The organism is Phormidesmis priestleyi ULC007 (assembly GCF_003003695.1).
Classification (GTDB): domain Bacteria; phylum Cyanobacteriota; class Cyanobacteriia; order Leptolyngbyales; family Leptolyngbyaceae; genus Phormidesmis_A; species Phormidesmis_A priestleyi_A.
On sequence record NZ_PVWG01000002.1, the window covers coordinates 89,334 to 109,430 of the forward strand.

21 protein-coding genes are annotated in these 20,097 nt (G+C 48.3%); 10 read left to right on the plus strand and 11 right to left on the minus strand.

Annotation, left to right across the window (positions count from 1 at the left end):
• Positions 1–21: 21 nt before the first annotated feature.
• Genes C7B65_RS02765 through C7B65_RS02775 form a run of 3 tightly spaced genes read left to right on the plus strand, consistent with a single transcriptional unit; the run spans position 22 to position 2,652 of the window.
• Complete coding sequence (locus C7B65_RS02765; RefSeq protein ID WP_073069377.1) at positions 22–1,173, plus strand: NAD-dependent epimerase/dehydratase family protein; 1,152 nt, start codon at positions 22–24, stop codon at positions 1,171–1,173.
• 19 nt (positions 1,174–1,192) lie between these two features.
• The gene (locus C7B65_RS02770) at positions 1,193–1,477 is read left to right on the plus strand and encodes a hypothetical protein (RefSeq protein WP_073069378.1); all 285 of its coding nucleotides are present in this window, start codon (positions 1,193–1,195) and stop codon (positions 1,475–1,477) included.
• Between the two features lie 41 nt (positions 1,478–1,518).
• Positions 1,519–2,652 carry a glycosyltransferase gene (locus C7B65_RS02775; protein ID WP_073069379.1) on the plus strand — a complete coding sequence of 378 codons (1,134 nt, stop codon included), beginning with the start codon at positions 1,519–1,521 and terminating at the stop codon, positions 2,650–2,652.
• 32 nt (positions 2,653–2,684) lie between these two features.
• Here C7B65_RS02775 and C7B65_RS02780 read toward each other — a convergent pair whose 3' ends face one another.
• The 5 genes from C7B65_RS02780 to C7B65_RS02800 all read right to left on the minus strand — a co-directional run bounded on the left by C7B65_RS02780 (position 2,685) and on the right by C7B65_RS02800 (position 7,292).
• A complete protein-coding gene (locus C7B65_RS02780) occupies positions 2,685–2,945 on the minus strand; it encodes a DUF7219 family protein (RefSeq protein WP_073069380.1) in 261 nt (86 codons plus the stop codon).
• A gap of 212 nt (positions 2,946–3,157) precedes the next feature.
• A complete protein-coding gene (locus C7B65_RS02785) occupies positions 3,158–3,883 on the minus strand; it encodes a DnaJ domain-containing protein (RefSeq protein WP_073069381.1) in 726 nt (241 codons plus the stop codon).
• Positions 3,884–3,961: 78 nt separating this feature from the next.
• Positions 3,962–4,921 (minus strand): cysteine synthase A, encoded by a 960-nt coding sequence (gene cysK, locus C7B65_RS02790; protein ID WP_073069382.1) that lies wholly within the window; start codon positions 4,919–4,921, stop codon positions 3,962–3,964.
• Positions 4,922–4,933: 12 nt separating this feature from the next.
• On the minus strand, positions 4,934–5,389 hold the full coding sequence (locus tag C7B65_RS02795) for an RrF2 family transcriptional regulator (protein WP_317615790.1): 456 nt from the start codon (positions 5,387–5,389) through the stop codon (positions 4,934–4,936).
• Positions 5,390–5,528: 139 nt separating this feature from the next.
• On the minus strand, positions 5,529–7,292 hold the full coding sequence (locus tag C7B65_RS02800) for an iron uptake porin (protein WP_073069383.1): 1,764 nt from the start codon (positions 7,290–7,292) through the stop codon (positions 5,529–5,531).
• A 371-nt stretch (positions 7,293–7,663) separates the two neighbouring features.
• On the opposite strand from C7B65_RS02800, the gene C7B65_RS02805 reads away from it, so the two are divergent.
• A complete protein-coding gene (locus C7B65_RS02805) occupies positions 7,664–9,229 on the plus strand; it encodes a metallophosphoesterase family protein (RefSeq protein ID WP_073069384.1) in 1,566 nt (521 codons plus the stop codon).
• A gap of 101 nt (positions 9,230–9,330) precedes the next feature.
• Here the strand turns inward: C7B65_RS02805 and C7B65_RS02810 are convergent, their stop codons facing one another.
• From C7B65_RS02810 to C7B65_RS02820, 3 genes are all read right to left on the minus strand, one after another.
• Positions 9,331–10,974 (minus strand): RecQ family ATP-dependent DNA helicase, encoded by a 1,644-nt coding sequence (locus C7B65_RS02810; protein WP_073069385.1) that lies wholly within the window; start codon positions 10,972–10,974, stop codon positions 9,331–9,333.
• Positions 10,975–11,055: 81 nt separating this feature from the next.
• Positions 11,056–12,063, minus strand: coding sequence for an SDR family oxidoreductase (locus tag C7B65_RS02815; RefSeq protein ID WP_073069386.1), 1,008 nt, complete (start codon positions 12,061–12,063; stop codon positions 11,056–11,058).
• An 81-nt stretch (positions 12,064–12,144) separates the two neighbouring features.
• A complete protein-coding gene (locus C7B65_RS02820; RefSeq protein WP_181314317.1) occupies positions 12,145–12,657 on the minus strand; it encodes a DUF6335 family protein in 513 nt (170 codons plus the stop codon).
• A gap of 264 nt (positions 12,658–12,921) precedes the next feature.
• Between C7B65_RS02820 and C7B65_RS02825 the strand changes: the two genes are divergently transcribed.
• The 5 genes from C7B65_RS02825 to C7B65_RS02845 all read left to right on the plus strand — a co-directional run bounded on the left by C7B65_RS02825 (position 12,922) and on the right by C7B65_RS02845 (position 17,936).
• A complete protein-coding gene (locus tag C7B65_RS02825) occupies positions 12,922–14,025 on the plus strand; it encodes a DJ-1/PfpI/YhbO family deglycase/protease (RefSeq protein WP_073069595.1) in 1,104 nt (367 codons plus the stop codon).
• 132 nt (positions 14,026–14,157) lie between these two features.
• Positions 14,158–14,865 (plus strand): SRPBCC family protein, encoded by a 708-nt coding sequence (locus C7B65_RS02830; RefSeq protein WP_073069387.1) that lies wholly within the window; start codon positions 14,158–14,160, stop codon positions 14,863–14,865.
• Positions 14,866–14,884: 19 nt separating this feature from the next.
• Positions 14,885–16,054, plus strand: coding sequence for a zinc-dependent alcohol dehydrogenase (locus tag C7B65_RS02835; RefSeq protein ID WP_073069388.1), 1,170 nt, complete (start codon positions 14,885–14,887; stop codon positions 16,052–16,054).
• Between the two features lie 39 nt (positions 16,055–16,093).
• Positions 16,094–16,654: a hypothetical protein gene (locus tag C7B65_RS02840; RefSeq protein WP_073069389.1), complete on the plus strand. Its 561-nt coding sequence runs from the start codon at positions 16,094–16,096 to the stop codon at positions 16,652–16,654.
• 109 nt (positions 16,655–16,763) lie between these two features.
• Complete coding sequence (locus C7B65_RS02845) at positions 16,764–17,936, plus strand: zinc-dependent alcohol dehydrogenase (RefSeq protein ID WP_073069390.1); 1,173 nt, start codon at positions 16,764–16,766, stop codon at positions 17,934–17,936.
• 151 nt (positions 17,937–18,087) lie between these two features.
• Here the strand turns inward: C7B65_RS02845 and C7B65_RS02850 are convergent, their stop codons facing one another.
• On the minus strand, positions 18,088–18,513 hold the full coding sequence (locus C7B65_RS02850) for an HNH endonuclease (RefSeq protein WP_073069391.1): 426 nt from the start codon (positions 18,511–18,513) through the stop codon (positions 18,088–18,090).
• 1 nt (position 18,514) lies between these two features.
• Positions 18,515–18,853: a hypothetical protein gene (locus C7B65_RS02855; RefSeq protein ID WP_073069392.1), complete on the minus strand. Its 339-nt coding sequence runs from the start codon at positions 18,851–18,853 to the stop codon at positions 18,515–18,517.
• Between the two features lie 147 nt (positions 18,854–19,000).
• Here C7B65_RS02855 and C7B65_RS02860 point away from each other — a divergent pair, with 147 nt between their 5' ends.
• The gene (locus C7B65_RS02860; protein WP_073069393.1) at positions 19,001–19,393 is read left to right on the plus strand and encodes a hypothetical protein; all 393 of its coding nucleotides are present in this window, start codon (positions 19,001–19,003) and stop codon (positions 19,391–19,393) included.
• Positions 19,394–19,702: 309 nt separating this feature from the next.
• Here the strand turns inward: C7B65_RS02860 and C7B65_RS02865 are convergent, their stop codons facing one another.
• Positions 19,703–20,050: a ChaB family protein gene (locus C7B65_RS02865; RefSeq protein WP_219898320.1), complete on the minus strand. Its 348-nt coding sequence runs from the start codon at positions 20,048–20,050 to the stop codon at positions 19,703–19,705.
• Positions 20,051–20,097: the final 47 nt, after the last annotated feature.

A 20,097-nucleotide genomic window follows, 5' to 3' on the forward strand; every position in this document is an offset into this window, starting at 1 on the left:
TATTCGTGAAGATTTAGCAAGATGAAAGTTTTAGTTATTGGTGGTGATGGCTATTGCGGTTGGGCGACAGCGCTCTACTTGTCGAATCGAGGTCATGAAGTCGCGATCTTAGATAGCTTAGTGCGGCGACATTGGGACATGGAACTGTGCGTCGAAACCCTCACCCCGATCGCGCCCATTCAGCAACGCCTTCAGCGCTGGCATGGCCTAACAGGCAAGTCTATTGAGCTTTTCATCGGCGACATCACAAACTACGAATTTCTCAGCAAAGCGCTTCACAAATTTGAGCCAGAGGCGATCGTGCACTTTGGAGAACAGCGATCGGCTCCGTTCTCAATGATCGATCGCGAACACGCCGTTCTCACCCAAGTCAATAATGTGGTGGGGACACTGAATCTCCTCTACATCATGAAAGAGAGTTTCCCCGATTGTCACCTGGTCAAGCTAGGGACGATGGGCGAATATGGCACTCCCAATATTGATATCGAAGAAGGCTACATCACGATCGAGCACAACGGTCGCAAAGATACGCTGCCCTATCCCAAACAGCCAGGTAGTATGTATCACCTCAGCAAAGTGCATGACTCTCACAATATTCACTTTGCTTGCAAAATGTGGGGCTTACGAGCCACTGACCTCAATCAGGGAGTGGTTTACGGCGTTCTCACCGAAGAGACTGGCATGGATGAACTGCTGATTAATCGTCTCGACTACGATGGCGTATTTGGAACTGCGCTGAACCGTTTTTGCATTCAAGCCGCCATTGGGCACCCGCTCACGGTCTATGGCAAAGGTGGACAGACTCGCGGATTCTTAGATATTCGTGACACCGTGCGCTGTGTTGAATTAGCGATCGCCACCCCAGCCAACCCTGGAGAGTTTCGGGTCTTTAACCAATTCACAGAACTATTTAGCATTGGTGACTTGGCAACCATGGTGCAAAAAGCCGGAAGCGCAGTCGGCTTAAACGTTGAAGTCAAGAGTTACGACAATCCTAGAATCGAAAAAGAAGAACACTACTTCAACGCTAAAAATACAAACCTGTTAAACCTGGGGCTACAGCCTCACTACCTTTCTGACTCACTGTTAGATTCGCTGCTAAACTTTGCAGTCAAATATAAGGATCGCGTTGATGATTCGCAAATTTTGCCTAAAGTAACGTGGAAGCGCTAAGTTACCCAATCAGTTGAGTATGAATCGAACTCTGGTTTTGCTAACACTCACGATCGCACCAGGCTTAGGTGCCATTATACTCAGTGCCTTCTTTCTGTTTTCCGAATGGGCAGCGCTAGATAAGAGCTATCAAAACTATGCAAAACTGGCAGCAACAAACGCAAGTGTGAAAGAGCTAGCGATCGCAGAGTCAGCAGAAATGCGACATCGGCTCAATTGTTTTGCTGAAGGGATTGGTGTTTTGTTAGGAGGTGTAATCTTCGCGATCGGAGTTCATGGAATCTGTACGCTTCCTAAAAATTGATTATCTTTGCGTAACCTTTCATACCCTTCACTTCCCTGTTTATGCGAATCGCTCTATTCACTGAGACGTTTCTACCCAAAGTTGACGGCATTGTGACTCGATTGCGTCATACCGTTGACCATCTTCAACGCTTGGGAGATCAAGTCCTGATTTTCTCTCCCGACGGTGGACTAACCGAGCATAAAGGAGCCAAAATCTATGGGGTATCTGGGTTTCCACTGCCAATGTATCCAGAGTTAAAGCTAGCGCTGCCTCGCCCCGCGATCGGAGAAGAACTTTCGCGCTTTAAACCCGATATTATTCACGTCGTTAATCCTGCCATTCTCGGTCTAGCTGGGTTGTTTTATGGCAAAACTCTCAACATTCCGATCGTCGCCTCTTATCACACTCACCTCCCCGAATATCTTCAGCACTATGGGTTAGGAGCCTTAGAAGGGCTGCTTTGGGAGTTACTCAAAGCGGGGCACAATCAGGCAGAGCTAAATCTGTGTACCTCAACCGTAATGGTGCAAACCCTCACTGATCATGGAATCGAGCGAGTTGATTTGTGGCAGCGCGGCGTTGACACTGAAACGTTTCAGCCCGATCTCGCTAGCCTAGAAATGCGAAATCGGCTAAGTCAGGGACACCCAGAAGATCCGCTATTGCTCTATGTGGGTCGCCTCGGTGCCGAAAAAGAAATCGATCGCATCAAGCCAATCCTAGAAGCCATTCCCAACGCTAGACTGGCACTCGTGGGTGACGGGCCAAATCGTCAAACCTTAGAAAAATATTTTGCAGAAACCCGCACTCATTTTGTGGGCTATCTGGGCGGTCAAGAATTAGCGTCTGCCTTTGCCTCTGCTGATGCGTTTGTCTTCCCTTCACGAACTGAAACGCTGGGGTTAGTTTTGTTAGAAGCGATGGCGGCAGGGTGCCCAGTGGTGGCGGCTCGATCGGGCGGCATTCCTGACATTGTAGAAGATGGGGTCAACGGCTATTTATTTGATCCAACTGACGACTGGGGCGCGATCGCAGCAACCCAACGCCTTCTATCTAGTCAAGAAGAACGCGAAACTCTGCGTCGCAATGCCCGCCAAGAAGCCGAACGCTGGAGTTGGGCAGCCGCGACCCGTCAACTACAAAGTTATTATCGACGGGTGGTTGCTAGACGACCGCTCTCGATCGCAACATGACATCTGTAGCCTAAGCGACTCAACCATTCTGTTTAGATAGCTGCATCTCCACCTTCTTGAGTCGGAGTGCTGCCGATGCCAAGCTGCTTCTTGCTTCTCTTGAGTTGTTTCCAAAGAGATTTAATTTCTCGATAAGACTCTTCGGGGGTCAGCTTGCCGCCAGTCTCTAAGCAGCAAATATAGGTAATGCGCTGAGAAAACTCCTGTAAGTTTGCATTAAAAACTAGGTTCTCAGGCTTAACCTCACCCCGATAGCGGCTGCGGGGATGCAAAAAGTCGAATTGATTAGCCATTTTTTATCTCCTTATTAAAAAGCGTCCTTGTACAGAGCATCGCCGTCTGTGCTTTCCTCTAGCGTTGGGGAACTTTGCAGAACTTCTGACTTCTAGAAATCTCGCCGCTCGATCGCAGAGACTCTTAGCAACTCATAAGAAACGTTCCTATCTTAACGACTAGTTAACCAAATGTTAATGTGATTAAGAAAGATTGTTAGTATTCGATTTGACTAACGCAGTTCTCGCACATCTGCCAAAGCATCTCGCCGCAGTCGTTCAGCAATTCTAAATAGCTCCTGTCCTGTATGGAGATGACGATCGTCGTAATTATTGGTGAAATATTCTAGCTCTTCGATGCCATCAGAGACTTGATTGAGGCAATGGTAGAGATTGGCAGCAGCCTTTGCTGCGATTGGAGGATTAGGCAAAGAACGCAAAACCGTCTGAGCTTTGCTCAGGGCTTTGTGACAATCTTCAATATATGCCTGAAATGCCTCCATCAACCGATCGTCAAACGGGTCAGCAGAAAGTTCTTTCATTTGAGCCTTAAAAGGGCGCAAAATCAGATTTATCTGTCGATTGATTGGCGTGTAAACTCGATTCAGCCATAGCTTAAGCTGACTATCAACATCTTGTTCGGCTTGGCGCTGCTGACGATAGAATTCTTGGGCGGCTGCGGTGCGCTTTTGGCGATCGCTGGCGCTCTCACCCACAACCTCTTCTGCTTCTAGGTCTAGCGCATATTGAAGCTGATAGTCATAAGAGCGGCGACTTTGCGGATCACCCAACACTTCATAAGCTTGATTAATTCGAGTAATCTTGTCGTGGTTTGCGGCTTCTTGATTGACATCTGGGTGAAACCGCTTTGCCATCCGCCGATAGGCTTTCTTAATCTCCGCTTGAGATGCGTTTGGCTCAACGTCTAACGTTTGATAATAACTAGATGGATGTGGCATGGTGCCATTTTAAAGGGATGAGGGGTCAAGGGTGAAGAGTAAGCAGTAAAAAACTTCCCATTCAACCTTCACTCTTCCTTAACCTTCTCTAGACATCGCGAGTTCTGGGTCTTGAAAAAGGGCAGTGCTGAGATAACGCTCACCAAAGCTGGGTTGAATCATCACGATCAGCTTGCCTGCATTTTCGGGACGTTTGCCGACTACGATCGCGGCTTTCAACGCGGCTCCGCTAGAGATCCCAGAAAGCAACCCTTCTTCGCGGGCAAGGCGACGACCATAAGCGATCGCATCATCGTCGCTAACGGCAATCACTTCATCGATTAAGCTCACGTTTAAAACTGGAGGAATAAAGCCCGCACCGATGCCTTGAATTTTGTGAGCACCCGGACGACCACCTGACAAAACGGGGCTAGTAGCAGGTTCAACTGCGATCGCCTGAAATGAGGGCTTGCGCTGTTTTAACACCTCTGCAACGCCCGTAATAGTGCCACCCGTGCCAATGCCCGCGACCACAAAATCGACCTGTCCGTTGGTGTCTTGCCAAATCTCCTCGGCGGTGGTTTCCCGATGCACTTGCGGGTTAGCTGGGTTGCGAAACTGTTGCAGCATATAGGCATGAGGCGTTGAGTCTACAATTTTTTGCGCTCGTTGAATGCAGCCCGCCATTCCCTCAATGCCAGGGGTTAGCTCTAGTTCGGCTCCATAGGCACGCAGCATCGCTCGTCGCTCAGAACTCATGGTTTCAGGCATGGTTAAGATCAAGCGATAGCCTTTGGCTGCTGCCGCCATCGCTAGGGCAATTCCAGTATTTCCTGAAGTTGGCTCTACCAAAACCGTTTTTTCTGGTTGGATCAAGCCTTCGCGCTCTGCGGCATTGATCATGCTGATGCCGATGCGGTCTTTCACCGAAGCAGAGGGATTCATGCCCTCTAGCTTGACCACAATTTGGGCGACACAGCCATCGGCTTGCGGAATTCGGTTTAGCTGCACTAGAGGAGTGCGACCGATCAGTTCAGTTACATTTTGGGCAATACGCATGGCGAGAAGAGGTTAGATGTAATACATAAAATCGAGTTGCTGTCGAGAGTCGCGACGATCGCGCAAATCTTGCAAAGTATATTTTTGCAGAATTTCATTTGCGGCGTGATGGGCTTCTTGCCAGATCTCAAGAATAACGGCACCTTCTACCGTTTTATCATTTTGGGTGTCGTTGTCTTGATCTTTGGGTTGATTTTCTAACCCATCTAGACAAATGATCACATCTAAAATATTGATCTTCCAAGGTTCGCGGGCTAACGTGTAGCCGCCTTTTGCCCCGCGCTGAGAGCGAATGATGCCGCCGCGTCTGAGAGTTGCCAGCAGTTGTTCTAGATAGCGATCGGGAATGTTTTGTTGAGCTGCAATCTGCCGAATTTGCAAGGGTTCGCCCGTGTCATAATGAGCCGCCAGTTCTATCAATGCTAGAAGGGCGTACTCGCTCTTACAAGAAAGTTCCACGGATAACATCACAGGGTAGGAGAGCGGTTCTGTTGGCAAGACCAACTCTTTTAGTATACCCCGGTTTTCCACTGGGGTTTAGTAGATTTGTCAACACCAAAAAAGCCCCGCACGAGGCAGGGCTTAAAATTCAGCTTAACTAAGAGGCTTAGAAAGTGAAGGTCGTCCGAACAGTGCCGACGTAAACAGTATCGTTGACGCTATTGTGTTCTGGGTTAAAAATCACAATAATGCCAGGCGTAATCGAGATGTTGTTGCTCACCTGATAGCGATATAGACCTTCGAGGTGGAAAGAGGTGTCCCGGTCTCTAAAAGCGCCTCCAAGACTATTGCTTGTCACTTTAGGAGGCTGACCAAAAACAATCCCTGCTAAGTTGCCCTTCTTACCCAGGTCGGGGAAGGCAAGCGTGACTGCCCAGTTCCAGATATCGGCATCTGCATTAGCGGTTCGGCTTTCCAGGCGAGCTGTAGTGTAGCCCCCCCAAGCTGCTAACGTGAAGCCAGGAGTGAGACGGATAGAACCTTCTATACCAAACTGATCAGTAGAGGTTGCAGCGTTACCAAAGGGTTGGCTTGCCAAGAGGCTGCCAGTGCCACTGCTGACGTTAACGTTGCCGCCACGATCGTAGCCCCGAACGTAGGTTAGACCTAAGTCAATAGTTGAACTTGGTTTAAACGCGATTTGAGCCAGAGCAGCGTTAGAACCGTTAAGCAACCCATTGGCATTGGTTGGGTTAGACGCGTTGTCAGCAAGGTAGCCCAAAGACACGGTGAGCGCTTGGCTGAGAGGATAGTTTAAGGTCACACCCGCACCACTAGCGCTGTTGCTATTGCCTTGGCGATAGATGGGGTTAAACCGACCAAAGCGAGAGATCGTGCCCTGCCCATCACTGGCAAGTAGCGGGTTAAAGTTGGGAACGTTGTTGTAGAACTCACCGCCGATCGCGTCAATTGTCACGGTTCCAGCACCGATCGGGAAGCGATAGAAGAGCTTGTCTACAGAGAGCGAGTTGTTAGCAGGCGTACCAGAAGGACTGCTGCCCTCATAGGAGAGCCGCGCCATGTTGGTGCCCGTAGCATCTGCAAAAGCGGTAATGTTGCGAGCTTGTAGACGAGTCAACAAGCTGTCTTTGCCAGTGAAACTGGTCGCAAAGCTAAGACGAACCCGATCGCTAAAGGTTTGGTTTTCATCAACGTTCCTACGAGCGGCGGCATTTGCGGCATCTCTGGCTGCACCTGGCGGAAAGGTGTTATCAATCTGTCTTTGTGTAAAAGAACCGATCGCTTTAGAATCACCCAAAGCACCAGAGAATGAGAAAATTGCTTCCCCTCTGAGCTTGGTGGTGGTCGAGAATTGCTGCTTTTCAAGGGTAGTGGCGCGAGCTTCGAGCGCATCGACGCGACCGCGCAGGGTAGCTAATTCAGCCGCAAACTCTTCTTGCAGTCTTTGCAGGGTTACCAGGTCTTCTTTCTTAACCAGGTCAGCCGTTGCTGCCGCAATTAACTCATTGACGCGATCGAGACAGGCATTTAAGCCAGCCGCAAACTCAAAGCGAGTCAGAGCGCGGTTGCCGCGAAAAGTTTTGTCGGGATAGCCGACGATGCAGCCGTAGCGCTCAACCAAAGATTGAAGCGCCTGAAACGCCCAGTCAGTCGGACGCACGTCAGACAGTTGCGAAACTGAGGTAACTTGGCTGATTTCGGCGTTATCTGCGCCTTCGCTGCCGTAAGCTTTTACTGGGTCGAGGGAGGTATCGCTGGTCTCAGCAGTCGCTGCTTGAGCGACTTCGACAGACTTGGGTGCATCAGCAGCACTGGCAACGCCAGCCGTGACGATCGCAGCAGAAACAGTGAGAGTAGCACTCAAAAGTGCTGGGGTCGCAAGTAGCGACTTCCACAAAATGTTTTTCATGATCACTTCCGTATTCACACCGTAGATTGAGAAGACTCGCAATTCTTTGGACTACAACAATAGTATCTAGAGAGATTCCAGATCTGACTGAAGAGTTTTTCAGGGAGTCTTCAACAGTATACCCCAGTACAGTTTTTGATCTCTATCGGGGTCAAAACTTTTGAAGGAGTCTGGGACTTGCTTTGAGCAGTTTTTGCAATCTATGGTGTGGTTTAAAATACAAAATAAATTTGTCACATCTTTAACTTCTTAACCTCAGTCAACAAGTTCTTTAACTTTGATCATTGAAGATCCTAAGCCCACGGTAGATGTTGAGCTAGGTGGGTATCCGAGTACGATCGCGCATAGCAGAGTTACATAGGCGAGAAATTATGCAGTTTGTGTCTGATCCCTCGATCGCGGTCAAGATCCAGAAAATGGAGGAGCGAGTGCGGTGGCAAGCGGGTGAGATCGTCGATCGAGGAATTGATCAGACGCGGCTCGTCTTAGCAGACGGGCAAGAAGACACTCCAGAATTTTCGTTTTTGGTGATTGGCGATAGCGGCTCTGGGCAGCATCGGGGTCACAGTCCACAACGGCAAATTGCCAAGCAGATGCTCGACCATCGGCAAGATTCGCGCTTTATTTTGCACACGGGCGATGTGATTTATCTGGTTGGCTCTAGCGAGTTTTATCTCAAAAATTTCATCAAGCCCTATCGAGAATTCATCGTTGGAGGTGAACACTACAACCGAATTTCTCATGATCAAATGGTGTTTAATCTGCCATTTTTAGTGGTGCCAGGAAATCATGATTACTATGACCTTCCATTTGCTTATGGGTTGGCAATTCAGCTAACCTATCCCATTCGACGACTGCTGCAATCGCGCCTAGATTTTGATATCGGTTGGCACGGTTCGTTTCAGGGCAAAGCTTATGCTCAGGCGTTTTTAGATGGGTTGCGATCGATCGAGATGCGCGGCGGGTTAGGAAACCATCTCGATCGTCACTACACCGCTGAGACAGACACGGGGCGATGTTTGCGCTATGAGCCTGGAAAATTTACGCGGCTGCCCAATCGTTATTACACCTTTCGCAGTGGTGGGGTTGATTTCTTTGCGCTAGACTCCAACACGTTTAACGCGCCTGCACCGTTGCCCAAAACATCTGAGGGGCACGCTTATCGTCAGACTTTAGAAACCCGATATGCAGCCGTAGAGCTAGAAATGCAGCAAATGCTGGAGCGATCGGGAAAACTGAATCCCAACCAACCTCAAGATGCTGAACAAATGGATGATATTCGGGCCAAATTAGAGCAGCTTGAGGAAGTTCAGCGAGACATTTATAAGCAACTCAATGTAGACGAGAACACTGTGGCAGATGTCGCACAGTTGGAATGGTTGCGCGATCGGCTGATTCAATCTTGGAGAACGGCAGGCGTAAGAGGCAGAGTCCTGTTTTTTCACCATCCGCCTTATGTGACTGAGGCGACTAAATGGCAACAAGCACAAACGTTAGCGGTGCGGCGAAGAGTGCGGCAAGTCTTGGACGAAGTGGCTCAAGAAGTCGGCAATTTAACAAAAGGACGAGCGATCATCGATCTTGTTCTCAATGGTCACGCTCACTGCTTAGAATATTTGCGAACCACTGACACGGGTCATGCCGATGCCAACACTAATTGGATCGTGTGCGGCGGCAGTGGTTATAGTTTGCGCCGTCAAAGAGTTGAAGGAGCAGAGTTGACCGAATCGTTGGATGGAAGAGAAGAGACTCTGGTCGCAAAGTCACAGCTATTTATTGGGCGCGAGGGCAGAGGCTCTCAAAAGCACCGACCTTACTCATTTTTGCGAATCGACGTGCAGGCAGGCGAGCCTGTGAAGTTTGTGATTCGTCCGTTTGTGTCGGAATGGTTTCAGGGAAAGTGGCACGATCGGGCGTTGCCAGAGTTTGTGATTTAGAACGAAATGAATTCTGGCGATCGTGGATTAAATCGTGTGGGTTAGCATAATCAATGGGCACGGCAGTGCCATGCCCTACGCGTTTATTTAATTCACGATCCCTAGTTAATGTCGGCTCGACGTAAAAGACCTCGCAGCACAGCAGTCATTGTGCTTAACGTTTTGTAGCCAACTTCCTCAAACAAAATGACAACCTTATCGGCTTCATAGCGCATCACAGTGCCTTCACCCCAGGATTTGTGAATCACCTGGCTGTTGATTGGATAGGGCTTCAGCCCATCTTTGCTGGCAGCGATTCCTGCTTTGCAGTTGTCGCAATGACCACACGCCCGATCAACTTGTTCTCCAAAATAATTGAGTAAGTATTTGCGACGACAATCTCGCACCTCTGCATAGCCTCGCATCATTTCCAAGCGCGATCGCTCAACTTTGGTGTTGCGTTCTTGGGCTTGCAGCATATCAGCCGTTGCTTTATGAAGATCGGGGCTATTTTTTGCAGCGATTACCTCGCCAGTCGGCAGCATTTCGACGACTCCTACGCTTTGCAACTGGTTGAGCATTTTCTTGAGCTTAGACTTTGATAAATCGGTGAGTTCTTGCAGGCGCTTAAGCTCGATCGCAGTCGCCTGACTTTGCACCGTTTGAGCAACGCGCTCGATTTGCTGGGCATCAAGTTTGCCGCTACCAGAAAAGAATCGCCGCAGATTCAAGTCTTTAGGCACATAGAACAAAATGGTTTTTGCAGGGTTGTCATCGCGCCCCGCCCGTCCGATTTCTTGATAATGAGAGTCGATAGAATCGCTAATGTTGTAGTGAAATACAAAGCGAACGTTCCGCTTGTTCACTCCCATTCCAAAGGCAGTAGTCGCTACGATCACGTCTGCTTGATCATTCATGAATGTATCTTGTGCCTGTTCCCGTTCTTTGGGTTTCAGTCCAGCATGATAAGCAATGGCGTTAATTCCTTCTGCTTTTAGCAATTCTGCAATTCGCTCAGTGACTTTGCGAGTGGCAGCATACACGATTCCGGGTTTCTCTGCGTGTTTGACTCGATTGATAAACACCTCACGCTTTTCGTCATCATCTCCAAATCGCTCAACCGCCAGCCAGATGTTAGGGCGATCGAACCCACGGACTAAAATTTGCGGGTCGCGCATCGCCAGTCGTCGAACGATTTCTTCTCGCACGGGGGGAGATGCTGTCGCTGTCAGTGCCAAAATTGGAGGATGACCTAGCGAGTCAATAATCGTGCCTAAGCGCAAATAATCAGGACGAAAATCATGTCCCCATTCGCTGATGCAGTGCGCTTCATCGACGACAAATAGCGATGGTTTTGTGGTTTTCAACCGCTCGATCGTATCGGGGTTGTTAAACTGTTCGGGTGCTAAGAAGAGATATTCAAGTTTGCCTTCTGCCCACTGCTCAAAGATTTCAGTTCGCTGATGGGGGTTAATCGTGGAGTTAACCACTGCTGCTACACCCACATCTTGATGATCGATCATGCCGACCTGATCGTGTTGAAGTGCCAGAAGGGGTGAAATAACTACAGTGGCTCCTGGAATTTGAGACGCTGCTAGTTTATAGATCGCTGATTTTCCTGAGCCTGTGGGCATGACAGCAAGCGTGTCTCTGCCTTCTAAAACCGATCGCACTGCCGTTTCTTGACCAGGACGCAGGTCGTTAAAGCCGAGTCGATCGTGAGCAATCTTCTGAAGAGAGGGTGTCTGCTTGGGAGTCTTTGTCATACCCATTTGATTTGTGAATGTGGCAGATCCGCATGAGGGCACGGCAGTGCCATGCCCGTACGGGTTCTCTTGCGATCAGTTTTAGCGATCGCCCAATCCGCCTAGCAGGGCAGCTACGCCCAAGGCAGCGACCGCAAATGCGCCGATCGCTAACGCTGGGCCCTTGTCCAGCATGTCAGTAATGCTAGGAATTTCTAACTGATCGAAATCACCATTCACTTTGTCATAGCCTTGAATCGGCTCATACAAGTTATTGGGATCATCTTCAGACTTAGGCTCATCAGTTTTTTGGAATGGGAAGGCGATCGCTAACAGCAATAGATCGACGAGTCCTGGTGAAATTCTTTGGGCGATATCTAGAATGCGACCGACATCACTGACGATATAGTCACGAACCGGATGTTCTGCTGCATAAAGAATGGCATCTGTGACCAAACTTGCACTATAGTAAGGCGGAACTCCTGTTGGTTTTACACCTAGTTTAGTTTTGCCTTTGTTATAGAACGGTGTATTGATCACACCTGGCATAATGTTTGTGACACTGATTGGATAGCCTTCGTTTTTGAGTTCGAGCCGCATTGCGTCAATAAACCCGATCGAGCCATGTTTAGCAGCCGAATAAGCACTTTGATAAGGCAGCGATCGTCGTCCCTCTAGGGAAGTAATGTGAATTAACGCGCCTCGTCCTTCTCGCTTCAAATGAGGCAAGGCTACCATTGCGCCATAAACCTGTCCCATTAAGGTGACATCAATGACGCGTCTGAATTCTTCGGGGGTCACATTGTCAAAGGTGGCAAACACACTCGTTGCCGCGAGATGAACCCAGGTATCCAGCCGCCCAAAGTGCTCAACGGTTTTCTCTGCGATCGCTTTAACTTGCTCAAAATCAGCGACATCGGCAGGAACCGCGATCGCGGTTCCTCCCATAGCAGAAATTTCTTCAACTAAGGTGGCTAATCCTTCTTTGCTGCGGGCAGACACCACTACTTTTGCGCCTTTTTTAGCAAACCTTAAGGCCGTGTCTCTGCCAATTCCGCTTGAGGCTCCCACGACAACAACAACTTGTTGATCAATTGATTTTAAGTTCATTTTCATCCTTTATCTTTGGTGGTTTATCAGTTGTCATTGAGTAGCTGATTTCGTAATCGAGCAATTATAAGCAAGGCTAGGTTAAAGAATTTCTTCTTCCTCTTCTAACGCTTTGCGATCGTCATAATCGTCTGATGACTTTGGCTCTAGCTCCCAGCGTCGATCGTCGCGTTGTTCTAAAATTTCATTAGTGTGCAGATAGTTGAAATCATTCATTTCCAGACCAACTGCTTTACCCAAATCATCCACAATATCCATATCAGGCGTGTTGACGGTGCCACCTACCGACTCGTCACCATCTGCATTAGCTTGCTCATAGTCAGCATCAATATCACCGCCCGTTAAGTCGGGGGTTGCTTCGTTGAGATCGTGCATTCGATCGCGCATGGTTCGCCCGCCGATGCTAAAACCCGGCACATCGTGAACGCCCGTCCCGTAAGACTCTGTGACCTCTTGCGGTACGTCATCGTCAGCAATTTCTTCGTCGCTCTCTGGCTCTTCTAGCCGTTCAAGATTGCCGCCAAGATTGTGAACCGCTGACTCAAGATCATCGCGATCGGTGGGGCTAGCTTCGGCAAATTCTGCGTCAGACATGATGATTCCTCCAAAACTATCCGCTTATGACTGCACGTTAACGAATTTCAAAATTTACGCAAATCTTCAATTAGGTAGATCGCCAGTGATTTAAGCCTGAGATCCTTCTCTAGGGAGAGACGGGCTTATCTCCCTAGAGCGAGGAGAGAGATTGGGTTGCAGACATAGGCTTAACAGTGCTTGATAAGGCGAGGTCTGTAGAACAAAGCTCGTCTAAACGGGCCGCTCCATCAAGGAAGCGTCAGAATGCAAGGAGATGCCGCAATGGTTACGAACGGTCAAACAAGTGATAAGAAACGAGTCGCTATTCTCATTGAGCAAGGCGTAGAAGATTCAGAATTTCAGATTCCTTATAATGCGTTGAAGAAAGCGGGAGCCAATGTGGTGGTGCTGGGTTCTCGGATGAATGAGGAGTATAAAGGCAAAGAAGGTAAGCTTTCGATCAAAGCGGATGCGACTACAACGGAATCGATCGCGGCTGATTTTGACGCAGTAATCATTCCCGGTGGCATGGCTCCTGACAAAATGAGAACCAACATGAAGACGGTTCGTTTTGTGCAAGATGCCTTTACAGGGGGGATTTTAGTCGCTTCGGTTTGCCACGGCCCGCAAGTCCTAATCGAGGGCGATTTGCTCAAAGGGGTCAGAGCAACTGGCTTTCGCGCCATTCGCAAAGACATGCAAAACGCCGGAGCCGAATTTGTCGATGAGCCGTTAGTCATCGACGACAATCTGATTACCTCGCGTCGTCCTGGAGATTTGCCAATCTTCACCACTGCAATTTTGACCACTTTAGGATTGTCGGTTGCCGATACGACATTGCCCGATATCAGCGATGTGGACGCAGGTTGGTGGAAGCTGGGCGAAGAATGGGGCGGGTCTAGCAAGGGCGAAATCGTGAACGCAATTAACACAGCGATCGCAGGTGAGCGCTACGGGTTTGAAACCTTTGAACACTACGCTTCAAACGCGCCTGATGAAGCAACACGAGAACTCTTTCAAGAAATTCGGGCAAACAAGTCGCGTCATATTCAGACCCTTGAATCGCGCCTAAATGTATTGGGCGAAACTCCCTCACTGCAAGCCAATGCAAGCGGTGCTTTTGCAACTTTGAAGACCTTCTTTCAAACCAGTCAGCAGGATCTTGATATTCTACGACGCGCTCTAGGCGACCTGCAAACGGGCGTTGTCGATGTTTACAACTTGCGAAACAAGCTCACCGATCCGGCTACGGTCGCCATCTTTGATGCAATGGAGGTCACGCTTGCCAAAGACGAGCAGCGCATCGCTGACCTCTATAAAGCTCGGTTAGTGGGCACGCCAGAGGCTCCTAAACCAACCAGCAGACCTGCTGTCAGTGGCGGTTGAGCAGCAACGATTGTGGTTTAGGGACGGGGTTTGATCAAGTGTCCCTAAACAACGAACAGAGAAACGTTCTATAGAGCGTTCATAGACAACGAACAGATTTGCCATCACACTCATTCCTCTATACAAAACATCATGGAAACAGAATCAGACAAAACTAATCAAAGTCAATCTCAAGGTGATGCAACTGTTTCTGACACAGAACGCTGGGCATCGATCGTTGGGGGCAGTGCAATGGTGCTAATGGGATTGAAACAGCGATCGCTACGAGGAATCCTAACAGCGATCGCGGGTGGTAGCCTCGCTTATCACGGCGCAACCACAGATAAAAGCCTTCAAGAAAAAGTAACCGATGCCACGGGTATCAATAAAGCGATCAAAGTTGAGAAGACGGTCACGATCAATAGATCTGCTGAAGACCTTTATAACTATTGGCACAACTTTGAGAATCTGCCGACGTTTATGAAACACGTCAAATCAGTGCAGGTGCTCGATCTGCGTCGATCGCATTGGGTCGCAAACGCTCCGATGGGTCAAACGATCGAATGGAATGCCGACCTTATCAACGACCAGCCCAATCAACTGATCGCCTGGGCATCTGAGGAGGGTGCAGAGGTGGATAACTCTGGCTTTGTTCGATTCCAACCTGCTCCTGGCGATCGGGGTACTGAAGTCAAAGTTGTAATGGAATACAACGTACCGGGAGGGATGTTAACAGCCACGATCGCCAAGCTATTTGGTGAAGAACCCGAACAGCAGATCGGCGACGAATTGCGTCGGTTTAAACAACTGATGGAAACGGGCGAAATTGCTACGACTGAAGGGCAATCAAGGGGTCAATAGCTTACAGGAGAAATCTTAAATGAAAGCCGTTTGCTGGCACGGTACTAACGATGTCAGGGTCGATAACGTTCCTGACCCGACGATTCTCAATCCACGAGATGCCATTCTCAAAGTGACGGCAACGACGATTTGTGGATCTGACCTACACATTTACGACGGCTACATTCCCTCAATGGTGCCGGGTGACATTATCGGTCACGAATTCATTGGCGAAATCGTCGAGACAGGGCGCGAAGTCAAAAAGCTGAAAAGGGGCGATCGCGTTGTTGTTTCTTCGATGGTGAGTTGTGGTCAGTGTCGCTACTGCCAGCATCAAGAGTGGTCATTGTGCGACAACTCAAATCCTAAAGGAGCGCTACAAGAGCCACTTTTTGGCTTCAGCACCTCTGGAATTTACGGCTATTCTCACCTGTTCGGCGGTTATGCAGGAGCACAAGCCGAATATGTGAGAATTCCTTTTGCCGATTATGGTGCGGTCAAAATTCCTGACGGACTCACCGACGAGCAAGCCTTGCCGATCTCTGATGCCTTCCCAACTGGGTTTATGGGCGCAGATCTGTGCGACATCAAGCGCGGCGATATTATTGCCGTCTGGGGCTGCGGTCCAGTCGGTCAATTCACGATTCGCAGTGCTTATATGTTAGGAGCCGAGCGAGTAATCGCCATCGATCGGGTTCCTGAACGCTTAAAGATGGCAAGAGAGCAGAGTGGAGCCGAAACCATCAACTACGAAGAAGTGGACGCAGGCGAAGCGCTCAAAGAAATGACCGGAGGACGTGGACCCGATGCCTGCATTGATGCTGTCGGACTCGAAGCTCACGGCATGGGCTTCATGGGCGCTTATGACGAAGTGAAACAAGCCGTGAAACTGTCTCTCGATCGGCCTCACGTCATTCGTCAAATGATTCTGGCCTGTCGCAAGGGTGGCACTCTTTCAATCATGGGCGTTTATGCGGGCTTCCTCGACAAAATGCCAATGGGTGCCGCCTTCAACAAAGGCTTGACCTTCAAAATGGGGCAAATGTTTGGGCAAAAATATATGCCGATGTTGCTCGATCGGGCCGTTAAAGGTGAGATCGATCCCTCGTTTGTGTTTACGCACCAGATGCCCTTAGACCAAGCTAGTCAGGCCTACGAGACGTTCAAGCACAAAAAAGACAACTGCATCAAAGTTGTGCTGAAACCATAGTTCATCTTTGCAATTTCCCATTAACTCACTGTGACTCAAATGATTAAATCTTTAACCACTCTCCTATTTGGCATCTTCTTGTTTGTTGGTCTTTTGTTTAGCAATCCTGCAACGTTTCAAGCGGTGGCAGCCGTCACTCCTGATGCAGCCAAACAAGTGATCAAAGAGGCTGATAGCGCTCAAGAAGCCGCTCGAAATCTCAAGGCATTAGATTCTTCAGACATTCTTAAAAATCATGGCACCTTAGACCCGACAAAAGACGTTCTAAAAACGAGCGCCCAGGATCGAGTTACTGACCAGCCACAACGCGATCCTTTAATCAGCAGCGCTGAAAATAGCCTCAAAGAAGCGGTTGAGAATATCAAAGAAAAGCTCAACCTTAATGAGCCGATTCCTGAAAGCACTAAAGAGTTTGGCAGAGAACTGACCGGGAAAGCGAACGATGCCGCAGACAAAGCTGAAAAGGCTACCGATACGGTCACAGGCAAATCTCGAAAAGTCATTAACGACATCGCCGACAAGTCTAAAGCTGCGGCAAAAGAAAGCAAGGAAGCGATCGAAAACACATCAAAGCCTGGTTACTACCAGACAGAGCGATAGATTGCTAAACCTGACAGATCTCAAATAAACCCTTGGTGGGTAATGGAACGCTGCGATCGCCGCAAAAATCATTACCCACAATTCATAAACTCACTAGGAGAACCCTTAAATGAAAGCAGTTTGCTGGCGCGGTGCGAAAGACGTTCGAGTCGAAAACGTGCCTGACCCCAAAATTCTTAACCCTCGCGATGCCATTGTCAAAATCACCTCAACCGCGATTTGTGGCTCTGATTTGCACCTCTATGACGGGTTCATTCCCAGTATGATGTCGGGCGACATTATGGGACACGAGTTTATGGGCGAAATTGTCGAACTCGGTTCCGGTGTCAAGAATTTAAGCATTGGCGATCGTGTGGTCGTTCCATTCACCATCTCCTGTGGAAACTGTTATAGCTGCAAAACTGCTCAGTGGTCACTCTGCGATAACTCTAACCCCAACGCCTTTATGGCAGAAGCGTTATACGGTTATTCAGCCGCCGGGTTATTTGGCTATTCTCACATTTTTGGTGGTTATGCTGGCGGTCAAGCAGAATATGCCCGCGTTCCCTTTGCAGATGTTGGTTTGTACAAAGTTCCTGAAGGCTTGACTGACGATCAGGTGCTGTTTCTAACTGACATTTTTCCGACGGGTTATATGGCGGCTGAAAACTGCAATATTAAACCTGGAGACACCGTTGCGATTTGGGGTTGCGGCCCCGTTGGGCAGTTTGCAATTCGCAGCGCTTTTTTACTGGGAGCCGAACGTGTGATTGCGATCGACCGATTTCCTGACCGCTTAAAAATGGCCAAAGAGCAAGCAGGCGCAACTGAGGTGATCAACTACGAAGAAGTGGATGCAGGAGAAGCGCTTAAAGAAATGACCGGAGGACGTGGGCCCGATTCTTGTATCGATGCAGTTGGCATGGAAGCTCACGGGACGGGCCCCGATTATCTCTATGACCAGGTTAAACAAGCCGTCCGACTAGAGACCGATCGTCCGACTGCATTGAGACAGGTAATGGTCGCTTGCGGCAAAGGGGGCACCGTTTCAATTCCAGGGGTATATGGAGGCTTTTTGGACAAGATGCCGTTTGGGGCTGCTTTTAACAAAGGTCTAACGATGAAAATGGGACAAACCCACGTTCATAAATACCTTGACCCGTTAATGAGACACATTCAGAATGGCGACATTGATCCCTCGTTTGTGATCACGCATCGGATCTCGATCGACGAAGCGCCCCAAGCTTATGAGACCTTTAAGCACAAAAAAGATAATTGCATTAAGGTTGTAATCAAGCTGTAGCGTCATTGAGTAGTTCTCAGCGTTATGCCAAAATTCTGTGATGTGGGTGAATCAGTTCAATTGCGCTGATTCACCCACATCACTGCGGAGCAATTAACTCTCAGAAAATGCCTAATCGAGTTTGATTGCTCCGTCAAACTTGCTCTGGCATCTAAATTGTTGGAGGATGTTCACCCATCTTCACCCACATTCGTCGGACACGAAGCAATTGAGGACGATTCATCTTCAGCACAACAACGGTTGCTCTACCAGTAGGGGACAATCCAATGATTTCTATCGCTTCCTCATTCCACTTAAAATGGCTGCTCCAAGCTTGTTTCTGAGGATGAAATAATCCAACTTCTTCTTGTGTAATCGGATCGGTTGCGGTTTGGCGAATAGCTTTGTAGCGGTTGCAGGATGAGCAGGCTAAACAGAGATTGTCAAAGATGGTCTCTCCACCCTTTGAAACTGGAACGATATGTTCAAACTCAAAGGTTGTAACTGTCAGAGATTCAGCAGTCCGGCAGTAAGCACAACAATTTGCAAAACGAGAACGAACTTGACTTTGCAACTTAACGGAGATATAAGCGCTCACGTTATATTGAAACTCCGTAAAGCTGCTTTAGAGTGTATCTAGCTCTGGTTTTCAGAATGTTCAGGTTGTCAACTTGTGTCAAAAGCAGATCGATTTTTGTATTTGCTTCGGGCGGTAGTTGCCCGTCAGCATTTTGAATGAGCAGTTCACCGAGTTGAACCTGCTCAGTAGAGGCAAGTTGGCTGTCTGCTAGCGCCTGTAACTCTTCTAGGCTCAAGCCTGTCAAAAGATCTTCATCGGAAGCAGAAATATTAGAAAGGCGATGGTAGGTTTCGAGGTCTAATAAGACTCCGACTCGCTCGCCTTGCTGATTTGTCACGTATTGCACTGCTTCAGACATAGTTTTCTTCGTCTACATACGACCTAATCCTAGCCTAGGCAGGTATCAATGCTATCTTAGGCTTTAGGCGAACACGTTTTTTATCTTACAACTACCAGTCTTTGAGTGTTTTGAGTTATAAAGTTCTGAGACTTGAGGTGTTGAATTTTGACAAGTTACGATGATCTCGATGATGAGCTACAGCAATTGAAAGAAGCACTCTTACATCCTGGAAATCTGCCAGACTCATCAACTTGCAAAGAATCTCTAAAGTTGGGAACTCAAAGTCTGCAAGAAAGCATCAAAATCTTAGAGAATTTCTGTTCAGACTTTAGAAGTAAATGTCGAGTTAGCATGAGCAAGGCGACGGCTAGCCACAACAAAGCTCAAGCCGCACTAATCGAGCAGGACATGGCTTCAGTTTTTCAGCATTCGATCGATAAACAGGTTCACATTCGCCTAGTAGATGCATTGAAAGCAAGGATTGAACAAGTCGAGGCGACTAAAGCATCTTTAGAGCAGCGTCTAGCCAAGTTAGAAACCTTGCTGAAATACTTTTAATTCTTTGGGGCGTTTCAGGTGATTGACTTAACCAAATAGATGCTAAAGCATCATCGATATTGTCCTCTTCAAACCCAAACTTCTTAGAGAGTTCGTTAATGGTCTGAGATTGAATTATTCCCGTTTTCGATCGCTCTAAAGCTGTGGTTAAACGAGTTGCATTAGCAGACGATCGAACAGATAAAGCGTTTCCGAACTCATTATCAAAAAATTAGGTGTATTGTAACAACTGTACAACACACCTAATAATTCAATAAAATAAAGATCTTATCGCTAGACGAATTAGAAAATAACTCGTCAACCATCAGCCTAGTTAGCGCTAGACTCAACACCCGAACTAATGGTTTGATCACCGGGCTTTTGCTTGCGGTGCCAGCTTCCATCTTGACCGCGCTCAAAACCCTGCTTGACACTATTCCAAGCAACATTCATGGCAGCTTCCTTACTCAGACCATCTTTTTGAGAGTTTCTAAAGGCGGCTAAGAAGACCTGCTCAGAACCGTCCATTAGTTTGTCGGTTACTTCAGCAGGTAGACCTGTGTTTTTCTCATCTACATCGTCTCGTTTTGCAGCTTCTTGATCGAAATCTCGGTTAGACATTGCCTTCTCAGAAGGTTCTCCAATCGGGGCGCCTGTTCCAGTTTGTGTGTCCGTCATATTAATACTCCTAGATTAAAACCTAGAAATAATAGTAGATAACCTCA

Coding starts and splice junctions, on each gene's coding strand:
- C7B65_RS02845 (WP_073069390.1), top strand. CDS start 16,764: ATGAAAGCAGTTTGCTGGCGCGGTGCGAAAGACGTTCGAGTCGAAAAC.
- C7B65_RS02805 (WP_073069384.1), top strand. CDS start 7,664: ATGCAGTTTGTGTCTGATCCCTCGATCGCGGTCAAGATCCAGAAAATG.
- C7B65_RS02820 (WP_181314317.1), bottom strand. CDS start 12,657: ATGTCTGACGCAGAATTTGCCGAAGCTAGCCCCACCGATCGCGATGAT.
- C7B65_RS02810 (WP_073069385.1), bottom strand. CDS start 10,974: ATGACAAAGACTCCCAAGCAGACACCCTCTCTTCAGAAGATTGCTCAC.
- C7B65_RS02785 (WP_073069381.1), bottom strand. CDS start 3,883: ATGCCACATCCATCTAGTTATTATCAAACGTTAGACGTTGAGCCAAAC.
- C7B65_RS02865 (WP_219898320.1), bottom strand. CDS start 20,050: ATGACGGACACACAAACTGGAACAGGCGCCCCGATTGGAGAACCTTCT.
- C7B65_RS02815 (WP_073069386.1), bottom strand. CDS start 12,063: ATGAACTTAAAATCAATTGATCAACAAGTTGTTGTTGTCGTGGGAGCC.
- C7B65_RS02840 (WP_073069389.1), top strand. CDS start 16,094: ATGATTAAATCTTTAACCACTCTCCTATTTGGCATCTTCTTGTTTGTT.
- C7B65_RS02770 (WP_073069378.1), top strand. CDS start 1,193: ATGAATCGAACTCTGGTTTTGCTAACACTCACGATCGCACCAGGCTTA.
- C7B65_RS02780 (WP_073069380.1), bottom strand. CDS start 2,945: ATGGCTAATCAATTCGACTTTTTGCATCCCCGCAGCCGCTATCGGGGT.
- cysK (WP_073069382.1), bottom strand. CDS start 4,921: ATGCGTATTGCCCAAAATGTAACTGAACTGATCGGTCGCACTCCTCTA.
- C7B65_RS02830 (WP_073069387.1), top strand. CDS start 14,158: ATGGAAACAGAATCAGACAAAACTAATCAAAGTCAATCTCAAGGTGAT.
- C7B65_RS02765 (WP_073069377.1), top strand. CDS start 22: ATGAAAGTTTTAGTTATTGGTGGTGATGGCTATTGCGGTTGGGCGACA.
- C7B65_RS02825 (WP_073069595.1), top strand. CDS start 12,922: ATGGTTACGAACGGTCAAACAAGTGATAAGAAACGAGTCGCTATTCTC.
- C7B65_RS02775 (WP_073069379.1), top strand. CDS start 1,519: ATGCGAATCGCTCTATTCACTGAGACGTTTCTACCCAAAGTTGACGGC.
- C7B65_RS02835 (WP_073069388.1), top strand. CDS start 14,885: ATGAAAGCCGTTTGCTGGCACGGTACTAACGATGTCAGGGTCGATAAC.
- C7B65_RS02800 (WP_073069383.1), bottom strand. CDS start 7,292: ATGAAAAACATTTTGTGGAAGTCGCTACTTGCGACCCCAGCACTTTTG.
- C7B65_RS02855 (WP_073069392.1), bottom strand. CDS start 18,853: ATGTCTGAAGCAGTGCAATACGTGACAAATCAGCAAGGCGAGCGAGTC.
- C7B65_RS02795 (WP_317615790.1), bottom strand. CDS start 5,389: ATGTTATCCGTGGAACTTTCTTGTAAGAGCGAGTACGCCCTTCTAGCA.